At 61.2% G+C, this 21,107-nt stretch carries 16 protein-coding genes and 2 pseudogenes; 8 read left to right on the top strand and 10 right to left on the bottom strand.

What is annotated here, in order from left to right; translation table 11 throughout:
- From E0W60_RS30025 to E0W60_RS30015, 3 genes are all read left to right on the top strand, one after another.
- Positions 1-1,224: a CaiB/BaiF CoA transferase family protein gene (locus E0W60_RS30025; RefSeq protein WP_135706584.1), complete on the top strand. Its 1,224-nt coding sequence runs from the start codon at positions 1-3 to the stop codon at positions 1,222-1,224.
- Between the two features lie 61 nt (positions 1,225-1,285).
- Entirely contained in the window at positions 1,286-2,269 is a 984-nt protein-coding gene (locus E0W60_RS30020) for a tripartite tricarboxylate transporter substrate binding protein (protein ID WP_135706583.1), read from the top strand.
- A gap of 175 nt (positions 2,270-2,444) precedes the next feature.
- Positions 2,445-3,467, top strand: coding sequence for a LacI family DNA-binding transcriptional regulator (locus E0W60_RS30015; protein ID WP_135706582.1), 1,023 nt, complete (start codon positions 2,445-2,447; stop codon positions 3,465-3,467).
- Positions 3,468-3,988: 521 nt separating this feature from the next.
- Here the strand turns inward: E0W60_RS30015 and E0W60_RS38130 are convergent.
- The 4 genes and pseudogenes from E0W60_RS38130 to E0W60_RS30000 all read right to left on the bottom strand — a co-directional run bounded on the left by E0W60_RS38130 (position 3,989) and on the right by E0W60_RS30000 (position 7,512).
- Positions 3,989-4,279, bottom strand: coding sequence for an excalibur calcium-binding domain-containing protein (locus E0W60_RS38130; protein WP_133093146.1), 291 nt, complete (start codon positions 4,277-4,279; stop codon positions 3,989-3,991).
- A gap of 60 nt (positions 4,280-4,339) precedes the next feature.
- Positions 4,340-4,813 (bottom strand): annotated as a pseudogene (locus E0W60_RS30010) (IS110 family transposase); the annotation flags it as partial.
- Between the two features lie 60 nt (positions 4,814-4,873).
- Positions 4,874-5,869 carry a 2-hydroxyacid dehydrogenase gene (locus tag E0W60_RS30005; RefSeq protein ID WP_133093147.1) on the bottom strand — a complete coding sequence of 332 codons (996 nt, stop codon included), beginning with the start codon at positions 5,867-5,869 and terminating at the stop codon, positions 4,874-4,876.
- A 50-nt stretch (positions 5,870-5,919) separates the two neighbouring features.
- On the bottom strand, positions 5,920-7,512 hold the full coding sequence (locus tag E0W60_RS30000; RefSeq protein WP_133093148.1) for an aspartate:alanine exchanger family transporter: 1,593 nt from the start codon (positions 7,510-7,512) through the stop codon (positions 5,920-5,922).
- 123 nt (positions 7,513-7,635) lie between these two features.
- On the opposite strand from E0W60_RS30000, the gene E0W60_RS37165 reads away from it, so the two are divergent.
- Complete coding sequence (locus E0W60_RS37165) at positions 7,636-7,890, top strand: hypothetical protein (protein ID WP_167884640.1); 255 nt, start codon at positions 7,636-7,638, stop codon at positions 7,888-7,890.
- On the opposite strand, the pseudogene E0W60_RS37725 reads toward E0W60_RS37165, so the two are convergent.
- Positions 7,850-8,056, bottom strand: a pseudogene (locus E0W60_RS37725) (H-NS histone family protein). The gene E0W60_RS37165 and the pseudogene E0W60_RS37725 sit on opposite strands and share 41 nt — an antisense overlap.
- 277 nt (positions 8,057-8,333) lie before the next feature.
- On the opposite strand from E0W60_RS37725, the gene E0W60_RS29985 reads away from it, so the two are divergent.
- Together E0W60_RS29985 and E0W60_RS29980 are read left to right on the top strand one after the other, a co-directional pair.
- The gene (locus tag E0W60_RS29985) at positions 8,334-9,662 is read left to right on the top strand and encodes a TrkH family potassium uptake protein (RefSeq protein ID WP_135706579.1); all 1,329 of its coding nucleotides are present in this window, start codon (positions 8,334-8,336) and stop codon (positions 9,660-9,662) included.
- Positions 9,652-10,350: a potassium channel family protein gene (locus E0W60_RS29980; protein ID WP_133093150.1), complete on the top strand. Its 699-nt coding sequence runs from the start codon at positions 9,652-9,654 to the stop codon at positions 10,348-10,350. Before E0W60_RS29985 ends, E0W60_RS29980 begins: the two co-directional genes overlap by 11 nt.
- Before the next feature lie 75 nt (positions 10,351-10,425).
- Here the strand turns inward: E0W60_RS29980 and E0W60_RS29975 are convergent, their stop codons facing one another.
- Both E0W60_RS29975 and E0W60_RS29970 read right to left on the bottom strand, forming a co-directional pair.
- Positions 10,426-13,170 (bottom strand): cation-transporting P-type ATPase, encoded by a 2,745-nt coding sequence (locus E0W60_RS29975; RefSeq protein ID WP_135706578.1) that lies wholly within the window; start codon positions 13,168-13,170, stop codon positions 10,426-10,428.
- Positions 13,171-13,415: 245 nt separating this feature from the next.
- Positions 13,416-13,856: a universal stress protein gene (locus E0W60_RS29970; RefSeq protein ID WP_133093152.1), complete on the bottom strand. Its 441-nt coding sequence runs from the start codon at positions 13,854-13,856 to the stop codon at positions 13,416-13,418.
- 900 nt (positions 13,857-14,756) lie between these two features.
- Between E0W60_RS29970 and E0W60_RS29965 the strand changes: the two genes are divergently transcribed.
- Positions 14,757-16,442, top strand: a complete 1,686-nt coding sequence (locus tag E0W60_RS29965) for a PHA/PHB synthase family protein (RefSeq protein WP_240746113.1) — start codon at positions 14,757-14,759, stop codon at positions 16,440-16,442.
- Between the two features lie 122 nt (positions 16,443-16,564).
- On the opposite strand, the gene E0W60_RS29960 is transcribed toward E0W60_RS29965, so the two are convergent.
- Positions 16,565-17,344, bottom strand: coding sequence for a slipin family protein (locus tag E0W60_RS29960; protein WP_133093153.1), 780 nt, complete (start codon positions 17,342-17,344; stop codon positions 16,565-16,567).
- 485 nt (positions 17,345-17,829) lie between these two features.
- Between E0W60_RS29960 and nhaA the strand changes: the two genes are divergently transcribed.
- Positions 17,830-19,245 (top strand): Na+/H+ antiporter NhaA, encoded by a 1,416-nt coding sequence (gene nhaA, locus E0W60_RS29955; protein WP_135706576.1) that lies wholly within the window; start codon positions 17,830-17,832, stop codon positions 19,243-19,245.
- Between the two features lie 303 nt (positions 19,246-19,548).
- Here nhaA and E0W60_RS37160 read toward each other — a convergent pair whose 3' ends face one another.
- Positions 19,549-19,686 carry a hypothetical protein gene (locus E0W60_RS37160; protein WP_167884639.1) on the bottom strand — a complete coding sequence of 46 codons (138 nt, stop codon included), beginning with the start codon at positions 19,684-19,686 and terminating at the stop codon, positions 19,549-19,551.
- A 151-nt stretch (positions 19,687-19,837) separates the two neighbouring features.
- Positions 19,838-21,010: a porin gene (locus E0W60_RS29945; RefSeq protein WP_135706575.1), complete on the bottom strand. Its 1,173-nt coding sequence runs from the start codon at positions 21,008-21,010 to the stop codon at positions 19,838-19,840.
- Positions 21,011-21,107 lie beyond the last annotated feature (97 nt).

Below are 21,107 nucleotides of genomic sequence, written 5' to 3'. Positions count from 1 at the left end.
ATGGCAGGACCTTTGGAAGGCATCCGGGTGCTCGACCTGAGCCGCATCCTTGCGGGACCGTGGAGCACCCAGTTGCTGTCGGACCTCGGTGCCGACGTGATCAAGGTGGAGCGGCCCGGCAGCGGGGACGATACGCGCGCCTGGGGGCCGCCCTTCCTTGCCCGGGAAGACGGCACCCTGACGGCTGAGTCGGCCTATTTTCTTTGCGCCAATCGTGGCAAGCGCTCGATCACCGTGGACGTCAGCAGCGAGGAGGGACAGGCCGTGCTTCGCGAACTGGCGAAGACGGCCGACGTCTTCGTCGAGAACTATAAATGCGGCGACATGCGGCGCTATGGCCTGGACTACGACACGCTGGCGGAGCTCAATCCACGCCTGGTGTACTGTTCGATCACCGGCTTCGGGCAGACCGGGCCCTACAGTCACCGGGCCGGCTACGACTTCGTTGTACAGGCCATGGGCGGGCTCATGAGCATCACCGGCGAGTGCGACGATCTCCCCGGCGGAGGGCCGCAGAAATGCGGCGTACCTATCTCGGACCTGATGACAGGGATGTACGCATCGGTGGCCATCGTCAGCGCCTTGTTCGAACGGGTCGAGAGCGCACGCGGCCAGTACATCGACATGAGCCTGCTCGACACGCAGGTCGCGTGGCTTGCGAACCAGGCTTCCAACTACCTGGTAGCGGGTTCCGAGCCACGACGTTGGGGTAACGCCCATCCGAACCTCGCGCCCTACCAATCGTTCGCGACCAGCGATGGCGCGCTGATCGTTGCCGTCGGCAACGACCGGCAGTTCGGCGCGCTGTGCGGCGCACTGGACCAGGGCGAACTGGCACGCGACGAGCGCTACGCGACCAACGCCGCGCGCCTGAAGCACCGCGAGAGCCTGGTGTTCTTGCTGGCGGACCGATTCCGTGGCCGCGACACGGCAACCTGGCTGGTCGGACTGGAAGCCGCCGGCGTGCCGTGCGGACCAATCCATACGATTCCGCAGGCCTTGTCGGATCCGCAAGTGCAGTCGCGCGGCATGGTGTTCTCGCTTCCCCATGGAAGCGGAGCGATCGCGCCGCAGATCGCCAACCCAATCAAGTTCTCCCGCTCCACTGTCGAGTATCGGCGTGCCCCGCCAGTGCTCGGCGAGCATACGGACGACATCCTGAGCCGCGACCTCGGCTGGTCCGCGGACCGGATCTCGGGATTGCGCAAGGGAGGAACGATTTGAACCGCAGGTAGCACAAGCGCGGTCCCGAAGCAGGATCGCATCAGGAGACAGGAGACCCATCATGCATCGATATCTACGACAAGCGTCCGCCGCCCTGCTTTGCCTGGCAGCGATCTCCGCGTGGCAGCACGCGGCGGCCAAGGACTGGCCCGTCCAGCCGGTCCGCGTGGTCCTGCCCTATCCGCCCGGCGGCGCTTCGGATGTCACCGCCAGGCTGCTGAGCACAAAGCTTAGCCAGGCCTGGGGAGAATCGGTCGTCATCGAGAATCGGCCGGGGGCCAACGGCATCATTGCCAACGAACTCGTGGCGAAATCGGCCGCGGACGGATATACGGTGCTGATGGCCAACCTTGGTCCGAATGCGATCAATCCTGCGGTCTATTCGAAATTGCCTTATGACTCGGTCAAGGATTTCGCGCCCGTGATCCTGGCGACTAGCGTTCCGCTGGTCATTGTCACGGCGGCGAACTCCCCCATCAAGGATCTGAGGCAACTGATCGCCATGGCCAAGGATAAGCCTGGCGAGATCACCTTCGGCTCGGCAGGCAACGGGGCGAGCAACCACCTCGCGGGCGAGCTGCTCAATACCATGGCGGGCGTCAAGATGGCGCATGTCCCTTACAAGGGCGACGCACCCTCCTTGACCGACGTGCTGGGCGGGCAGATCCATGTCGCGCTGCCGACGGCCCTGGCCGGCATGCCGCAGGTCAAAAGCGGCAAGCTACGCGCGCTTGCGGTCACCAGCAAGATGCGCCTCCCGTCCTTGCCGGATGTTCCCACGGTAGACGAAGCACTGGGCATTAACGGCTATGAGGCCGTATCCTGGGGCGGCTTCATGGTGCCGACGGGCACCCCGGCGGCCATCATCACCAAGATGAATGCTGAGTTCAACAAGGCGCTGCAATATCAGGACATTCGGGAGAAGCTGCTGGCTCAGGGCGCCGAGATCGTCGGCGGCACGCCGGAGTCGTTTGACGCCTTCCTTCGCGCCGAACTCGCCAAATGGAAGAAGGTTGCGGACTCTGCGAAGGTGCGGCTCGACTAGCCGCGGCAAGCGCCGGTCGCATTGCCTCGACCGGCGCTTGCGTGGCGTTCCTCACCAGCGGACTTGCCGCCCGACGATACAATGCGGCGTCAGGCTGGGCCGCCAGGGCACCCTTGGATGGGCTCATCCTTCATTCCAACCTTACTCTTCCCTTCGCTTTCGAGGCATGCCGAATATGGTCAACGTGAAACAGGTCGCTCTCCTTGCCGGCGTGTCTTCTGCCACCGTATCGCGCGCGTTGTCGGCACCCGAACTGCTGCGGCCTGAGACTCTGAAGCGCGTGCAGGAAGCGATTGCCAGCCTCGACTACGTGCCTTTTGCCGCTGCCCGGATCCTGCGTTCGGGACGGACCATGTCCATCGGCATCATTGCGCCGACGCTGATGAACGAACTGTACGCAAGAGCCGTGGACACCCTGGAGAAGCAGCTCGAAGCGCTCGGCTATACCGTTCTTCTGACGTGCCATCGCGACAACAGCGAAATCGAGTTGCGCTGTGCGCGGGAAATGCTGGAGCGGCGCGTGGACGGCATCGCCATCATCGGCTCGCAGCACCACCCCGACGTCTTCTCCCTTATCCATAAGCACAATGTCCCCTATGTGCTGATGTGGGCAACGGATCGCGAAGGCAGCCATCCGACGGTTGGCTACGACAACCGGCTCGCGATGCGGCGGCTGACCGCCTATCTGGTAGGCCTTGGGCACCGCGAATTCGCCGTCCTCCCGGGGCCGCTGAACACCCAGCATCTGTCGGTCCAGCGGCTGGAAGGCGTCAAGGACGTGCTCAGCGAACATAGCATCGCACTGCGCGAGGAACTGGTCCTGCCCACGCCCTATGAGGTCGAGCCGGCCCGCGCCGCAGCGCGCGCCTGTCTGACCAGTCCACATCGGCCTACCGCACTGATCTGCATAAACGACTTCATCGCGGTCGCCGCCATCGCCGAGTGCCGCGCTCTGGGCCGGTCCATTCCGGACGATATCTCCGTGACCGGTTTCGGGGACTGGCAGGTCGCAGAACTTATCACGCCTACCCTGACAACCATGCGGTCGAATCCCGTGCGTATCGGCGAACTGACCGCGAGGAACATTATTGCGCAGATAGAAGGCGCGGCACGGCGGGAAGATCTGCAGGACGAATTCGAGCCGGAGCTGATCGTTCGGGAAAGTACTGCTGCGGTGAAAATCGTTGCGGCGCCTTAGTCCCGTGCGGGCGCGGAAAAACAGCGCTCCAAATTGTAGGGGGCGCACGCCGTGCGGACTTCCGCCAGCCGTGACCGCGAGAGCGCCCCTCCGCCGGCGTCACGGCGCAAGGCGTCTGGGCCTCCATTTGCCGCGCGGCAGGCATGCCGGAATCGTGGGCAGGCACGGCTTCCGCCCAGGTGGACCACCGCGGTCACCAAAGCCGAGCTCGCAAATCGTACGGTATCCCCGCCGTCCGATAGCAGAAAATTCAACATCCGATCGGTCGGGCGGTGCTCCAGTTTGTGCACCTAGGCAAAACTGTGGCCGGCATCTTGATCCCGCATTGATTGAAAAGGAATGCCAGCCCTAGGATTGCTTTCACTTGTGACCCTCTTCTTCTTGTTTGAGGGCGATGCTAAGCGCTGGGGCAAGTTGCCAGCACCCCTCCATAGTGGGGCGGATCGGGGCTGCGCAAACCGGCCCCTGCCGCCCCGCGTCTTCGTAGAAAATGGCAGCGCACGAACTACCTCATTAGCATGTCAAAACGTGCACTGGAGAGGCGGCGTCTCACATGGAATACCGTCACTATCGCCGTCCATTTTTACCGCTGGGCAGTTCTTTAGGTAGAAGCGGGCTTCCGCGCAGGAAGACATCTGGCTACAGTGCTGTTTGCCCTCGCAGCGGAAGACTGGTTCCGGCGTTGGGGCAATAATCGAAACCGCGATCGACTGTGGCTCGGCGGCGACTCCCACATTGTCCAGCGGCGCGTGAGTTTTGTAGTAGATGAAAACGGCCGCGGCGGCCGCGACTAGCAGCAAGCTCTTGTACATGTTGACCCCAACCCTGCTTTTTTTATCCAACTGCAAGCATGCCACAACAACATCGTAGTCGATCTGCCGCCCTACCCGGATAAGGTTCCAGGAGGAACTGATGTGCAATTGACAGCCCATAGCCTTAGTCGGCCCGACCCCACGCAGCTGCATCAGGCGCTTGCTGCGCTCGCCTTCACGCGCAATCTCGCTGATAGCTTGATCATATTCGTCCAGCTTCTCCTCCAGCCTGCCCGCATGGCTCAGCAGGTCCTGGATGCATCGATTCGCCCAGCCGGGCAAGGCTTTCAGATGGGGGCCGATCTCCTTGCGCAGTCGCTCCGGCTTCTGCGGCAATACCACACCGAATTTGGCCAGCAACCCCCGCAGGCGGTAGTAAGTAGCGGTACGCTCTTCTACGAATCCCTGTCGGGTTCGATGCAAGCTCAGGGTTGCTTGCTGGTGCTCGTCCTTGACCGGCACAAAGCGCATGCTCGGCCGCGTCACCGCCTCGCAGATGGCCGCCGCGTCGGCGTGATCGTGGATTGGGCGGCGGGCTTTTCGGGGGGCGGTTTAAGCCACTAGCGGGGCGCGACATGAGGCCGACAGCCGTGTTCAACTGGGGCCGACTTCGTTCGTGAGCGGCTTGCCGCTTTCGAACTCCGTCACGCTGCGCAAGGTTGTTTCGCAAATGGTCGTCACGGCCTCGCGCGTGAGGAAGGCTTGGTGCCCGGTCACGATCACGTTAGGAAACGTGATTAGCTGCTGCATGACGGCGTCGTCGACGATGGTGCCGGACAGGTCGCGGAAGAACAGCTCCGCCTCTTGCTCGTACACGTCGATCGCCAGCCCGCCGAGTTGCCCGCTCCTGAGCGCTTCGATGACTGCTTCCGTGTCGATCAGCCCGCCGCGGCTGGTGTTGATCAGCAGGGCGCCGCGCTTGGCGCGCGCCAGCGTTTCGGCGTTGATGATGTGATGGGTCTCGGGCGTGAGCGGGCAGTGCAGCGAGATGCAGTCCGCGCTTGCGCCGATTTCTCCCTCGTCCGCGTAGCGGCCGCCAAGGGCCTCGAACTCCGGCGATGGGTACTTGTCGTAGCCGATCACGTTGCAGCCGAAGCCGACCATGATTTTCGCAAACACGCGCCCGATCTTGCCGGTGCCGATCACGGCCACGGTCTTGCCGTACAGGTCGAAGCCCATCAGGCCTTCGAGCGAGAAATTGAAATCCCGCGTGCGGTTGTAGGCCCGGTGGATCTTGCGGTTGACCGCCAACAGCAGCGCCACAGCATGCTCGGCGACCGAATTTGGCGAGTAGTCGACCACGCGCACTACCTTGATGCCGAGCGCCTGCGCGGCTTTCAGGTCGACGTTGTTGAACCCGGTGCAGCGCAGCGCGACCAGCTTGGTGCCGCCGCGCGCGAGCGCTTCCAGCACAGTCGCATCGGCCCGGTCATTGACGAAGATGCAGACGGCGCCGTGGCCGGCGGCGAGGCCCACCGTTTCACTGTCCAGGGGGACTTCGAAGTATTTGAGCCGATGGCCTTGCGCCGCATTCGCGGCGTCGAGATGTTGACGATCGTAGGACTTTGCGCTGAAGACGGCGATTTCCATGATGTGTCTCCGCGGCGAATCGCATGGCGCGCTTCGCCCAGGTTGCGCCACTATCCGCCAGCCAGTGTGGCGGCGACCTGTACGAACAGGATTTTCACGATGGTCATAGACGGGAAGATCATCGAGTAGCCGAGGTCGGGCCGGTCGGTGGGGGCGACGCGGTTGGCAAAGGCAAGGATGGCGGGATTGCCGGTCGCACCGCAGATCACGCCCACCGCCAGGTCGAACGGCAGCCTGAAGACCCAGAGGCAGAAGATCGCAGTGATCAGCAGCAGGGCGAGCAGGATCACCACGCCATAGATCAGGAAGGACACCCCGGTCACGCCGATGGTGGCGAAGAACTTCGGCCCGGATGCAATGCCCACCTGGGCGAGGAAGATGGTCAGCCCGAAGTTGCGCAGGACCAGGTTGGCCGACAGCGGCATGGTCCAGACGAACGGCCCGAAACGGCGCACCTGGCCGAGCACAAGGGCTACCAGCAGCAGCGCGGCGAGCCCCAGCGCCAGCGTGCCGACGCCGGGAATCGGCACCGGGATCAGCCCGACCAGCAGCCCGAGGGCAGCGCCGATGCCGATCGAGATAAAGCTCAGCTCGGCGGTGCCCTTGATGGAGTCGCCGAACAGCACGCGAATCGGCTTCATGTGGGCGCGATTGACCAGCAGGCCGACACGGTCACCGAACTCGAGGATGAGGTCGTCGCTGGGCATCAGGTCGGCATCGCCGCGCCGCACGTGGGCGATCGAGCAGACCATGCCTTCGGGAAAACGGATATCGCGCAGCCTGTGCCCGACCACGAGCCGGCTTGAGGCGAACACGCGCATATAGTCCAGGTCTTCGCGATGGCTCGTCATGCGGCCCGGCTGCAGTTCCCCGCACAGCGAGGTGGCTTCACGCAGCACGGCCGGGTCGGTGGCGGTCGCGAGCAGCACGTCGTTGGCCTGCAGGACCATGTCGTCGGCGGACGGCTGGTTATGGTGGGCGCGACGCACGGCGGCAATCGCCACCCCGTCCGGCAGGCAGGCTACGAGCTCCGACAGCCGCGCGCCGATAAACGCCGCGTTTGACAGCACAATCTCGGCGGTCTCGATCAGCTTTGGCGGCGGCCGCACGATATTCGGCTTGAGCAGCGCGGTGAGGGCATACAGAAACAGGATCGGCCCTGCCACGCCGACCGGGTATGCGACGCTGTAGCCCACCGCGGCGCCGTCGCTCTTCATTGCCGCCATCGCGGCCTGCAGGCTTGCCGTGCTGGTGCCCGCGCCGGCGAACATGCCTAGCGACTCGTCTAGCTTCACGCCGACCAGCGGCACCAACGCAACCGCGACCAGTCCGGAGCCAACCACGCCAAGGACCGCAGCGGCGTTGGCCTTGATGCCATCGGGGCTGGTCAGACCCTTAAAAAACTGCTCCCCGTACTGGATCCCAATGCCATAGAGAAAGAGCAGCAGCCCTAGGGTGCCAAGGATGGCAGGCGGCGCAGACTTCGGCGCGAACCCGCCGATCGCCAGCCCCACGAACAGCACTGCGCCCGAACCGAGCGACACGCCCTTGATATTGATCTCGCCGAAGACATAGCCCAGTGCAACCGTGAGGAACAGCGTGAGCAGCGGTTGGGTTTCGAGCAATGTCCGGACTGCATCCATGGCAGCTCTTTTCTGATGGGCAGGAGCGGGCAGCGATAAGCATCCGCGCAGGGTCACGGGCGCACTGCGCGGACGGGGTTGACAGCCCTTGTTCCGGGCATGCGTTATCGAGTGGTGGCTTGCATGAATCCGATCATCGTGACAGGCACCGGCCGGCGCGGCAGCAACCACTGGAATGCCCCTCGAAAATATACGATGCGCCGCACGAATTCAAGAATTGAAGCGGCGCGGCAGCGGGGCTATCAAACTTGCTCGCGCGTCCCGCCGCAGGCTGACGGAGGGCCGATTGCAGGTTTGGCAGAGTTGGGGGCTATTGAAGCCCCGATAGCTGGCGGCGTTACCCAACCCGAAAACATTCCTTACTCTGCCCCGCATTGACCGCGCGCCGCAGCCAGTCGGGCATGTCACCTGCCCGTCCCAACTCTGCCGCGCGGCGTTGCGGTAGCAGACCACCGGCGGCGGCGCGGGTGGGGTGGCGGAGGGGGCGGCGATCGAAGCACCCCGCCGCTGCCAGCTCCTCCATGGTCAGCCCGTAGTCAGCCATCTCCGCATGGATCCGGCGGATCGCTGCCGCCCGCTCACTGAGTATTGGGGGCGTTCCGATCTGGCCTCGTCAGACATGATGTCGTTGGAAACTGCTTCAATCGGGATGTACACTCACGTTCGCGATCGGTGGGGCATCTTCTATGACCAGCCAATTTTGCTCAACGAGCGCCAGGCCGGTTGCTGGGGGCAGCTATCCGGGGAGTAGGCCCGCTCGGACGCGGGGCGGTCCGTTCGGAAACGTGGATTTGTGACACATTTCAGGACACAATTCCGGAATGAGACCATCTCTGCATCCAACCCGGACCGTTGCCCTGGGTTTCCTGCTGGCCATCGTGGCAGGCAGCGTGCTCCTGATGTTGCCCTGGTCCCGAGTCGATGGCGGGAGCGCGCCCTGGCTGACCGCATTCTTCACCGCAGTCTCGGCCGTCTGCGTGACTGGCCTGGTGGTCGTGGATACAGGAACTTACTGGTCCGGCTTCGGCCAGGCGGTCATCATGGTGCTATTCCAGCTTGGCGGCTTTGGCATGATGACCGCGTCTACGCTGCTTGGCCTGATGGTCAATCGCTCGCTGCGATTGCGGACCAAGCTGATTGCCCAGGTCGAAACCCATGCGATCGGGCTGGGCGACATCGCCGGCGTGGCCAGGCTGGTGCTGGTGGTGACGTTGAGCTTCGAGATGGTCATCGCGATGTGGCTAGCCTCGAGGCTGCATCTCACGTACGCCCTTCCCTGGCCCGAGGCAGCATGGAATGGCTTGTTTCATTCGATCTCAGCCTTCAACAACGCTGGCTTCTCGACCCACGCAGACAGCCTGACGCGCTATGCGGCCGACCTGTGGATGCTGGGACCGGTGATGGCGGCGATCGTCGTAGGCGGCATCGGGTTTCCTGTGCTGCACGACTTGCGGAACAAGGCATCCGATCCGCGTCGATGGTCCCTGCATAGCAAGCTCACCTTGTCGGTTACGGCGGTGCTGCTGGTCACGGGCATTCTTGGCCTGCTATTGTTCGAATGGAATAACCCAAAAACGCTCGGCGCGATGCCGCCTGCCGGGAAGCTGCTGTCCGCAGCGTTTGCCTCTGTCTCCGCCCGTACTGCCGGATTCAACTCGATCGACATCGGCGCGCTGACTCATGAAAGCCTGGCGCTGCATTTCTTCCTGATGTTCGTCGGCGGAGGCAGTGCCAGTACTGCCGGCGGCGTCAAAGTCGGCACCGTCGCCATCCTGGCCTTGTTGGTGATTGCCGAGATCCGCGGGCGCGTCGACAGCGAGGCATTCGGGCGGCGCGTCAGCGGCTCGGCGCAGCGGCAGGCGATCACCGTGCTGGCGTTGGGAAGCGCCTTGATTACGCTGGGAACGCTGACCATCCTGTTCGTTACCGAGTTGCCGACCGATCAAGTCATCTTCGAAGTGATTTCAGCTTTCGGTACAGTTGGCTTGTCGACTGGTATCACGGCCGACCTTCCCGCTTCCGGCCAGCTTACGCTGATAGCGCTCATGTACGCCGGCCGGGTCGGCACCATTACGCTCGCGGTATCCCTGGCGCTGGGCGAACATCGCACACCATACCGTTACCCGGAGGAGCACCCAATTGTTGGCTAGATTGTTTACCGAGCAGTTCGCCTTCTCTGCAGGCGACAGCGTCGTCGTGATCGGGCTTGGCCGCTTTGGCAGCTCGGTGGCGCAATCGCTCATCCGCCTGGGCCACGATGTCATGGGCATAGACAAGGATGCCGAGCTTGTGCAGCGCTGGTCGAATGCGTTGACCTGCGCCGTCCAGGCCGACTCCACCGATGTGAACGTGATGCGCCAGCTCGGCGTGGCCGATTTCTCACACGCCATTGTCGGGATTGGTACAGACATGTCTTCCAGCCTGATGACCTTGATGACGCTGACCGAGCTTGAGATCAAGGATATCTGGGTCAAGGCGTTTACCGCTGAACATGGCCAGATCGCGCAACGCATCGGCGCGCACCACGTCGTCTATCCGGAAGCGGACATGGGGGCGCGAGTTGCGCATCTGATCACCGGCCGAATGATCGATTTCATCGAATTCGACGATGGCTTTGCCATCGCCAGGATCCATGCGCCGGCGTCAACCCACAACAAGACGCTGTTGGTGTCCAGGGTACGTGAGCATTTCGGCGTCACGGTGGTTGGCATCAAGCGTGCCAACGAAGAGTTTGAGCACGCGACAGCCACCACCCTGATCCAGCCGGGAGACTTGCTGGTCGTCTCGGGACCGACAAAAAAAATCGAACACTTCGCGGGCAGCGCAGAAAAGCGATAGCTGCGCATGGGTGCCAGACTACGGCTTCGACCGTAAGCGGGTAGAAGAAGGCCGAATTCGGAGACGGGTCATGGTTCAATCCACGCCCCTTGCCTGACCCGTCCCATGCAGGTTGACCGGCCGTAGGTGAAGTCGAATCTGTTTCTCTGTTTCCACTATAGCGAATAGTGCGATGCCTATACCGATCACCAGCACGCCGTCCCAAAACGGCACAGATTCAGTGGCGAACACGTCTTGCAACGCAGGCATGTAGGTAATGGCAAATTGTGCCGCCGTGATGGCAGCAACCACCGCCCATACCACCTTTGTGCCGCGCACGGCTTTCCATGTTAAAGACGTGCTGTAGAAATTGCGGATGAAGAACAAGTGGAAAATCTCCATCACGACTAGCGTATTCACGGCCAGCGTACGTGCCAGTTCCAAGGAGTGGCCTTGGTCCAACGCGTATGAGAAAACACCGTAGACACCGCAAAGGAACAGCACAGAAACCAGCACGATATGCCATACCAGTACACCACTCAACAGAGGCTCCGCGCGCGATCGAGGCGCGCGGCGCATGGTAGCTTCTTCCGTCGGCTCAAAAGCCAATGCAATGCCCAGCGTGATGGCCGTGATCAGATTGATCCAGAGTATCTGGACGGGCGTGATGGGTAGCGTCAAACCGAAAAGCAGCGCTACCACAATCGTCATGGCTTCACCGGCATTGGTAGGTAAGGTCCAACTAATAACCTTCTTGATGTTGTCGTATACGGTACGGCCTTCGCGTACAGCGGCGACGATGGAGGCAAAATTGTCGTCCGCCAATACCAATTCGGCAGATTCCTTGGCGACCTCCGAACCTTTCTTCCCCATGGCGATCCCCGCATCGGCTCGTTTCAAAGCGGGCGCATCGTTTACGCCATCGCCGGTCATGGCTACTGTCATGTCATGGGATTGCAGCGCCATCACCAGCCGCAACTTGTCCTCCGGACTGGTGCGGGCAAAGATGTCGCAACTCAACGCCACTTGCCGCAGCGCGGCATCGTCCATCGCGCCCAAATCAACCCCTGTCAGCACGGTATGCGGGTTTTGCAGCCCGATCTGCTTACCGATCGCGGCGGCGGTTTTGGCATGGTCTCCCGTGATCATCTTGACGCGGATACCTGCTGCATGGCATTCCGAGACCGCGGTAACGGCTTCGGCGCGCGGTGGATCCATCATTCCCACCATGCCGAGCATGGTCAGCTTGCCTTCTACATCGGCATGTTCCAGCACGGTTTGCGTCGGGGCTACTGACCGCAAAGCAAAGGCCAGTACGCGCTGCCCTTGCGTCGCAATGAGCTCTGCGTTTTCATTCCAGTAATCGGCGTCGAGTGGCTCGATTGTTCCGTCCGGTCCGCGCTGGTTCTGGCACATAGCCAGTATCCTCTCGGGCGCACCTTTGACAAATACGAAGGCGTGGCGATCGTGATCATGGTTGAGTGTTGCCATGAATCGGTGTTTTGCATCGAAGGGGATCGCGTCGGTTCGCGCCCACGCCCCTTGCTGGTTACGCGCATCTACGTCCATTTTTCCGGAAAAGGCCAGCAACGCCCCCTCCATCGGGTCGCCCTCCACATGCCAAATTCCATCTTTCTGATGGAGTGCCGCGTCGTTACACAGCACGGCAGCACGGGCGAGTTCCTCAAGCACCTGATGCTCAAGCGGGGACACCCGCACTTCTTCAAGCCTGAGTTCGCCTTCTGGGGAATAGCCATCGCCGTCCAGCGCAAAGCGATGTTGATGGGTCAGTACGGAAGCCACCATCATCTCATTCCGGGTCAACGTACCGGTCTTATCAGTGCATATGACAGATACTGAGCCAAGCGTCTCAATGGCAGGCAAGCGACGCACGATGGCATTGCACCGGGCCATCGCTTGCACCCCAACAGCGAGCGTGATGGTCAGCACTGCGGGTAGACCCTCCGGGATTGCAGCCACCGCCAATGCTACTACCGCCATGAACACTTCGCTGAATTCGTGATGACCTACGAAATAACCATATGTAATCAGCAATGCAGCAATCAGCAGAATGCAAATAGTCAGCCATTTTGCAAAGGCACCCATCTGCTTGACCAAGGGGGTGGTGAGGGTTTCAACCTCGGAAAGGAGGTTACTGATATGCCCGATTTCGGTTCGAGCTCCGGTCGCTACGACAACGCCTTTGCCCTGGCCGCTGACGATCAGGGTGCCGGAAAACGCCATGCAAGCGCGATCCCCAAGTGGCGCGTCGGCCAGGACAGCCTCGCTTCGTTTTACAACAGGCACGGATTCTCCGGTGAGAATCGCCTCCTGCGCTAACAGAACGTGCGCGGTGATAAGACGCAGATCGGCAGCGACTTTGTCGCCCGCTTCTATCAGCACGATGTCGCCGGGGACGAGGTTATCACCTTCAACGCTGACGCGCTCGCCTCCGCGAATCACATTCGCTCTCGGTGCCAGCATATGGCGAATAGCATCCATGGCTTTTTCCGCCTTGCCTTCCTGAATGAAGCCGATCGCGGCGTTCGCAATGACAACCGCCAAAATCACTCCGGTATCAATCCAGTGCCCCAAGAAAGCCGTTATCGCAGCAGAGCCAATCAGTACATAGATCAGGACATTATGAAATTGGAGCAGGAAGCGAGCAGATGCGCTGCGACGCGATGTTTCTGGCAAGCGGTTGACCCCGAAATCCTTCAGTCGCGCCTGCGCTTCGGTTTGACTTAAGCCTGTGGTGGATGTCTCCAGTTTGTTGAGGGCGGTCGCTATGGAAATGCTATGCCAGGAAACCTGAACCCCTTCCGCATTTGACTTTCTCATGACAGTCCTTTTTGCTTCTTTTTCGGTGTCGCTTGCCGCTAGCTTTCATGGCAGGCGCGGCGCCCACGCATTGCCTCGAAGTGAAGTGGGGATCATTTCATCGCTGGCTCCTGGCCGACCGTTTGAACGACATTTCGGTCCGCCCGACCACAATGGAGCGGCGGACGAGCGCCCGGCATCAAACTCTTGCCGTCATCCTTCGACACGAATGACTGCGGGGGGCTCGAAGACTCAAGTCGGCATTCTTAAGAGCTTTCGACTTTCTTCGGCACCAGCAAAATCGGAACCGTTGCTGTCGCCACTACGCGTGAGGCGACCGAGCCCAATACCGCTGCCAGGAATGCACCTCGGCCATGGGTACCCATCACGATTGCATCTGCCCCACAGGCGCGGGCGAGTTCCACAATGACTTCGGCAGGTTCACCCGTGCGGCGATGCTCTGTCACGATGACATCTGCCGATTGGAGTAGCGGACGCATGGCAGCGAAGGCTTCCTCCGCTGCCTCGTCGGCCCATTGGTCGATCTGCTCCTTCGAGAAGTAAGCCTGCGGCCTTCCCACAATTTCCGGCGATGCGTGAACCATATGCACCGCCAGGGGCCGCTCGAAAAGGCCGGGGAGAAGCAGCCTCCGTGCCGCTGCAGCGCTGAAAGATGAACCATCGGTCGGGAGTACAACTACGGTCATCACACCCTCCTGTTCATCCGGAAACAACTTGCGTAAGAAATCGTGCCGGCAGCGGGCATGCACTGCGCCCGGGCCAAGGCTGATTTGGGGTGTTTACCAGCCAGTCGTGGACGGCCGGATAGACTCGCCGATCCGCGCCCCGGTACCCCGAGGACACGATATGCGTCCCCAGTGCGTCGAGCCAGCTTGGAGGCAGGCTTCCAGCCATGCGGGTCAGCGGGGGTCGGATTACAGCATGGATCAATGGGGCCGCCTAGCAACACCAATGAGCGCGGCTCAGGATAGCCTGCCCCAACCAGGCGCGCCGCCGCGGCAAGGGCTGGTACAGTCGCCTGGCAGACTGCGAGCACGTCCAGCTCCGCAGGCTTCAGCCCCACCATGAAATGCTGCAATGTCAGCACAACATCGTCCAGATGCAAATCTCCCGCTGTCCGTTGAATGTCCCTGGCATTCACCCAGTCGGAGACATAAACGTCGCCCAAACCCGTCGAGTGAATCCATCCGCTCCATAGGGCGGGCGGGGTGAACAGGGCTTGATGTGGGCGCTGCCTGCCTATATCCATGGATTCCCTCCGTCGGGCGAGGGTGCTGGCCGATCGCTTTTTAACTACATTAGCTTACGTACCCGCATCGCCCTTGATCCCCAGCAAGAATGCTGGTGGGCGCTGGATTCGCGAAACAGTCCTTTCCAGACACCATGCGTTGTTCCTAAGCTGCACTCATACCTTTGTTGGGAGGTGCCCGATGAAGAATGCACAGGCAGTGGGGAGGACGGGCCCGGAACTCAGCCGCCCTCAGGGATCCGATTCGAGGCCGGCGGCTCTGAACGCGCTTGCCACGCATCTCGACGAGCCGGGTGGGTTCGAGCTGTTTCGCGCCATCGACCGGGTTGCTGCCGCCATGGCAGCGAATGCGACGGGCGGCATCTCACCAACTGCGTTGTGGCTTGCCTATTCCGATTGGCTGGTTCATCTTTCCCGTTCTCCGGGAAAACAAGCGGAGCTTGTCAACAAGGCGTGGAAGAAGTTGGGCCGATTGGCAGCATATGCCGTCCGCCGGGCATTGACTGAGAATAAGACATCCAACTGCATCGAGCCACTTCCGGGCGACACGCGGTTTCGTGCCGAAGCCTGGCAAGAACTGCCATTCGTGCTCTGGTATCAAGCATTTCTCCTTACGCAGCAATGGTGGCACACCGCCACACATGATGTGCCCGGGGTCTCGCCGCACCACGAGAATGTCGTCTCGTTCTCCACGCGGCAAGTGCTGGATGTCTTTTCCCCGTCGAATTGCATCTTTACCAATCCGGAAGTGATTAATCGGTCTCTGCAGACCGGGGGGCGGAGCTTCGTCGACGGAATCCAGTGTTTCATTGAGGACCTCAGTCGGAACCTGAACAGCGAGCCACCCGCCGGGACCGAGAACTTCCGGGTTGGCGAAGACGTCGCGATCACGCCGGGCAAGGTCGTCTACCGGAATCACCTGATCGAACTCATCCAGTACACGCCGTCGACCGAGAGTGTCTACGCGGAGCCACTACTGATCGTTCCGGCCTGGATCATGAAGTTCTACATTCTTGATCTGTCGCCGGAAAACTCGCTGATCCGCTACCTCGTTGGCAAAGGGTTCACGGTTTTCTGCATCTCCTGGCGCAACGTCACCGCCGTTGATCGCAATCTCGGCTTGGATGACTATCGCCGCCTCGGCGTCATGGCGGCACTCGGGGCCATTGGCCCCATCGTGCCGAAAAGCAAGATCCATGCAATCGGCTACTGCCTCGGGGGCACGCTGTTGTCGATTGCCGCGGCGGCCATGGCGCATGTGGAGGACGAGCGGCTCGCCTCTGTGACACTGCTCGCCGCCCAGACCGATTTCAGCGAGCCGGGAGAACTCGAACTTTTCATCGATCACAGCCAGGTCGAGTCACTGGAGGGCCTGATGTGGCAACGGGGATACCTTCCGGCCTTCCATATGGCGGGGGCCTTCCAGCTACTGCGCTCGAACGACCTCATCTGGTCGCGCATGCTTCGCCATTACCTAATGGGTGAGCCGCCCCCGATGAACGCCCTCATTGCCTGGAACGCGGACGCGACCCGCCTTCCCTACCGCATGCATTCGGAGTATCTGAGGTCGCTCTTCCTAAACGGCGACCTTGCCGCCGGCAGGTATGTGGTAGACGAACATCCGGTTGCAATCCAGAACATCCGGGCGCCGATTTTCGCGGTCGGCACAGAATGGGATCACATCGCGCCATGGCCGTCGGTCTACAAGATCCACTACTTGAGTGACACCGACGTCACGTTTGTGTTGACCAGCGGCGGTCACAACGCCGGTATCGTCAGCGAACCCGGGCATCCGGGACGGCGCTACTGGCTCGCGCACAAGAAGGCGGAAGACCCGTGCCTTCACGCAGACCGGTGGCTCGAGCGTGCTGGACTCCGCGAAGGCTCCTGGTGGCCGGCATGGGTCGAGTGGCTGGAAGCCCGGTCGTCGCGCCAGCGCGTCCCGCCACCGGCAATGGGGGCGCCTGGGCGCGGCTTACCGATTCTGGCTGATGCCCCTGGGACGTATGTTCATCAACGTTGAACTGCGCATCTCCGATTGTGAGCACAAGGAAAACGGCCCTCTGAGCGCAACAATAACTGCTGTAAGGGAGGAATGCCGTGAGTATGGTGATCTCCCGAACTGCGGGACTTGATCGTCAGATTCTATGTTCCCTTCCTGCTTGCGGCCTGCTCCACCCGCTCAGGTGACGGGCCGTTGAGAACGTCGATCGGAAGCGGGAAGACGATGGTGGACTCCCGGTCGCCCGCGATCTGCGTCAGGGTCTGCATGAGCCGCAGCTGCATCGCGGCCGGCTCCTTTGCTAGTATCTGCGATGCCGCCAGCAGCTTGAGCGAGGCTTGCATCTCGCCTTCCGCGTGAATGACCTTCGCTCGCCGCTCGCGCTCGGCTTCGGCTTGTCGGGCAATGGCACGCACCATGGATTCATCGAGATCAACGCGCTTGATCTCCACGCTTGAGATCTTGATACCCCAGGCATCGGTCTGGAGATCAAGTACAGCCTGAAGGTCGAGATTGAGCCTTTCTCGCTCGGCCAGCATCTCATCAAGCTCATGCTTGCCCAATATCGATCGGAGAGTGGTCTGCGCAAGCTGGCTTGTGGCTTCGCGGAAGTTCGCAACTTGGATGATGGCACGCTCCGGATCCACCACGCGAAAGTACACCACGGCATTAACCTTTACCGAGACGTTGTCATGCGAAATCAGATCCTGCGCTGGCACGTCCATCACCACCGTCCGAAGGTCGACCCGCACCATCTGCTGGATTGCCGGCAGAACCAGCACAAGACCCGGCCCCTTGGCCTTCCAGAAGCGCCCCAGCATAAATACGACACCGCGCTCGTACTCGCGCAAGACGCGGAAGGCGGAGATGATGACCACCGCGACCAGGAAAAAGACGCCGGCGGCCGCGATCTCGGACACCATGATCTGGGCTCCCTTGTTGACTGATTCCTATTACACGCGAATGGCAGGACCCACGCCAATGTGGCAACACTTTCAGTGTAGGCGAAGCGACACCCAACGTCTGTTCGGCAGGGCAAAGTATGCACGTGGACGGTACTGCCGAAGTTGCACCTGAAGCAGGCGGCCCATGCCTTGGGAACGCAAGCCGGGGTTTTTTAGTTTTTCAGTGCCGCCGGCGCTCGTTGCACAAAGCTGTCGGCCGCAGGCGCGCGTTGGGGTCGCTTGGTCCCAGTGTCCGGCCAATGCCCGCAGGGCCGACCCCGTCATTCGGGAGTGGCTTTGCGGACGAGCTCTTCAGCCTTGGGGCGCTCGCTGACTAGGCAGTATAAGCGCTTGTATCCCACTTGAATCTCTCTGTACAATCGCCGCAGGGTGTCGGCACTGCGGCGTCGCAGTGAGACAGGTCGATGCGTTGGTCGGGCCGCCAACGCTGATTCGCTACGACCGTGGACCGACTCCCACCTCCACCTCCACCTCCCCCACCACAGCAGCCGTTGCCGCGCGCGCAGGTCTTGGCTGAAAAGGCCTTCTCGGCGCTCGAGCACTTTCTCCATATCGAAGCCGTCAGCGGCATTGTCCTGCTGGCCGCTGCCGGGATCGCGCTGCTCTGGGCGAATTCATCAGCCGGCGATAGTTACCACGCTCTGTGGCACACGCCGATCTCGTTCGGCGTGGGCAGCCTCATCGTGTCGCAGCCCCTGCATTTCTGGATCAACGACGCACTCATGACGATCTTCTTCCTCGTCGTGGGAATGGAAATTCGGCGCGAGATCCATGAGGGGGCGCTGGCGAACGTGCGACTTTCGGCCCTGCCAATGGCAGCGGCGCTCGGTGGCGTGCTTGTTCCCGCGTTGATCTATCTCGCGATGAATGCAGAGATGCCCCAGCGCCAGGGTTGGGCGGTGCCGACCGCCACCGACATTGCCTTTGCCGTCGGCGTGCTCGCGCTACTCGGCAAGTCCATTCCCGGCAACGTCCGGGTGTTCCTGCTCGCGCTTGCGATTATCGACGACATTGTCGCCGTCCTGATCATCGCGGTCGCCTTCTCGGGCGGGCTGGACTATGGTGGGCTTATCGTTGCTGGCGCAGGGATTCTGATGGTTCTCGGACTGCAATGGATTGGCGTCGGGACTGCCTACGCGTACGTTATACCTGGTGCCGTTCTGTGGCTGGGAATGCTGAAAACCGGCGCCCACCCGACGCTCGCTGGCGTGGTGCTCGGCATGATGACGCCGGTACTGCCCGGTCGCACCCGAGAGTGGCCGCTGGATATGGCCATGCGTGCGCTCAACGAGCTGCGCGCACGCGCGACCGCCCCAGCACCGCAGCCGGAACATGTCGCGGCACCGCTTAAGCAACTCCGTCAGGCACAGCGGGAGCTGCTGCCGCCCGTGACGCGCGTGCAGATAGCGCTTCACCCCTGGGTTGCCTACATTGTTATGCCGCTCTTTGCCCTGGCAAATGCGGGGGTGAGCGTTGATGGCGTCGATCTCACGAATGGCGGCTCACTAGGCGCGATGCTTGGCGTTGTAGTTGCTCTGGTCGCAGGCAAGCCTCTCGGCATCGTGTCGGTCAGCTGGCTGGCGGTGCGCTTGGGCTGGTGCCAATTGCCGCCCAACGTGACGTGGCGCGGTGTATGGTTGGTTGGCCTGCTGGCCGGCATTGGTTTCACGATGTCGATCTTCATCGCCACGCTTGCCTTTGAGGAGGCAAACCTCCTTGGCGCCGCCAAGCTTGGTGTGCTCCTGGCATCCGCGATGGCTGCCACCATTGGGCTGACTTGGGGTTTCTTCTACGCAAGACGCTTGAAATTGGTCCCCGAGGATAGCGCCGGTGCGTCTGCTGCCAGTTCCACAAACTGAAAAGAGCTAATGCTGATGAACTCGCGCGCGCCTCGACCAGCTGTGCCGAGATCGCGGCCACCTCCTCCCGCGCGCCCGCGGTCTCGGCCCGCGCCGCGTCGCGCTCGGCCGGTCGGCCTGCAGCGCGGCGTCAGTCAAATCCGAGGGTTGACCGCTATTCGTGAAGTATCCGCCACATCTCCGTCAACCCACTGATTATGGGAAATCAGCTGTTCTCGCTGCGTAGGAACGGACGTTGAGGGTGCCGAGGCAGGCTACTGCGCAACAAGTGTTGGCCCCAACCGCGAGGTGGTAAAGGCGCCGCTAGAAAGGCATGAGATCGAAGTCCGGCACTCGCGGTTCGAGCTTGAAGGATTTCAGCCCGAGCTTCAGCTTCTTGATGTCTTTGAACGCAATCAGATCGTCCTGAAGGGCGCGGATGTTGTGTCGGAGATTGGTCATCTCTGCGGCAAGATTGCGCAGGACCGAAACCTTCGAAAGGGATCGACCACACTGCCTACTGCATGGTCCACTGCAGCAAAAGAATCGATTGAGACACGGATAGGCGTTGTAGTCGGTGGCCGGAATCGCCGGCCTCTACTGCTGAGCGGTATTAAAAGATATGGCGAACACCTGCGGCAACGCCGATCATGGACGTTTGCCCGTTCGCAGGCGCGTAAGTATTATTGAGTAAAAGGCTCGCGCCATAGCCAGACGCCGCCGATTCGAGCATCAATCCGGCGTTCCGCGTATAGGCAGTGGACACATACAAATCTGTCCTCTTACTCAGACTATATTTCGCCATGAAGAGCAGTTGCCAGGGGTTCGCCACCGTAGCGTTTCCGTACAGATTCCGGACATTCTGGTAATCATACTCAACCGTCAGCTCGACGGCTGGAGTCAATTGATAATTCGCCCCTAACCAGTAATAGTCATCGCGCAGGACTGTCAGGCTATTCTGATCCTTGTTTTGTCCCCAACGATACCCACCCATGACCTTGGCCTTGCCATCGAACGTATAGCTCGCAGCGACCGCTATCCGCCGATTGGTACCGCTGCCTTGGGCGATCGACGGGTTGTACTGATCGTAGTCGATGGTGAAGCCGAATGCGCCGGGCGTATAGATCAGTGCTGCACCATACCCTGTATCAGTTCTGGCCCGCCCCGGCACCTCGCCATTGCCTCCGACCATGACTTGCTGAGCGAACGGACTGGTAGGCGGCAAAGTAATGCCCACACCAAAGGACCAATGCGCAATTGCGGTTACCGGCCCGACTGCAGCGGCGTACTGGATGGTATTGTTCTCGCGGAAATTCGCACCGGCTATCACACCGATCGGCTCATACTGAACCGAGTAGGCCGCAGGCATGAAATTGGCCAGCCCAAGAAAGAGTGAGGTGTACTGCCGCCCGAACGTCAGTTGGCCAAACTTGTCGCTGCGCAAGCCAACGAACGCCTGTCGGTCAAACAGTGTGTTGTTCAATTCCAAGGCCCCTGTATCGGCCTGAATGCCGCTTTCCAGTACGAATAGCGACTTCATGCCCGCACCAAGGTCCTCCTCTCCACGCAAGCCCCAGCGGGATCCCGCAACACCACCGCTATTCACTCGGGTGACGCTGTGCCCTGCCCCGGCATTATAGAGATTCGTGGGTAATGGAACGGATCCAACTCTATTGACGTATTCGAGATTAGTGTCAACGACACCGTACAGCGTAACACTGGACTGTGCGTAGGCTGCGCCGGAAAAAAATCCGACGGCTGCACAGGTAAGAAGGCGCTCTTTCATGCTGCTATGTCTCCTCGTTGTCGTAGCGGTGGTAAGGAAGGCACGTGGAAAGAGAGCTGGCGAGGCCCGCCACAGTGGTCAGCCACATACCATCGAA

This window comes from Cupriavidus oxalaticus (genome assembly GCF_004768545.1).
Classification (GTDB): Bacteria; Pseudomonadota; Gammaproteobacteria; order Burkholderiales; family Burkholderiaceae; genus Cupriavidus; species Cupriavidus oxalaticus_A.
Note: the sequence above shows the minus strand (reverse complement) of the source record. Positions and strands in the feature narration are given on the sequence as shown.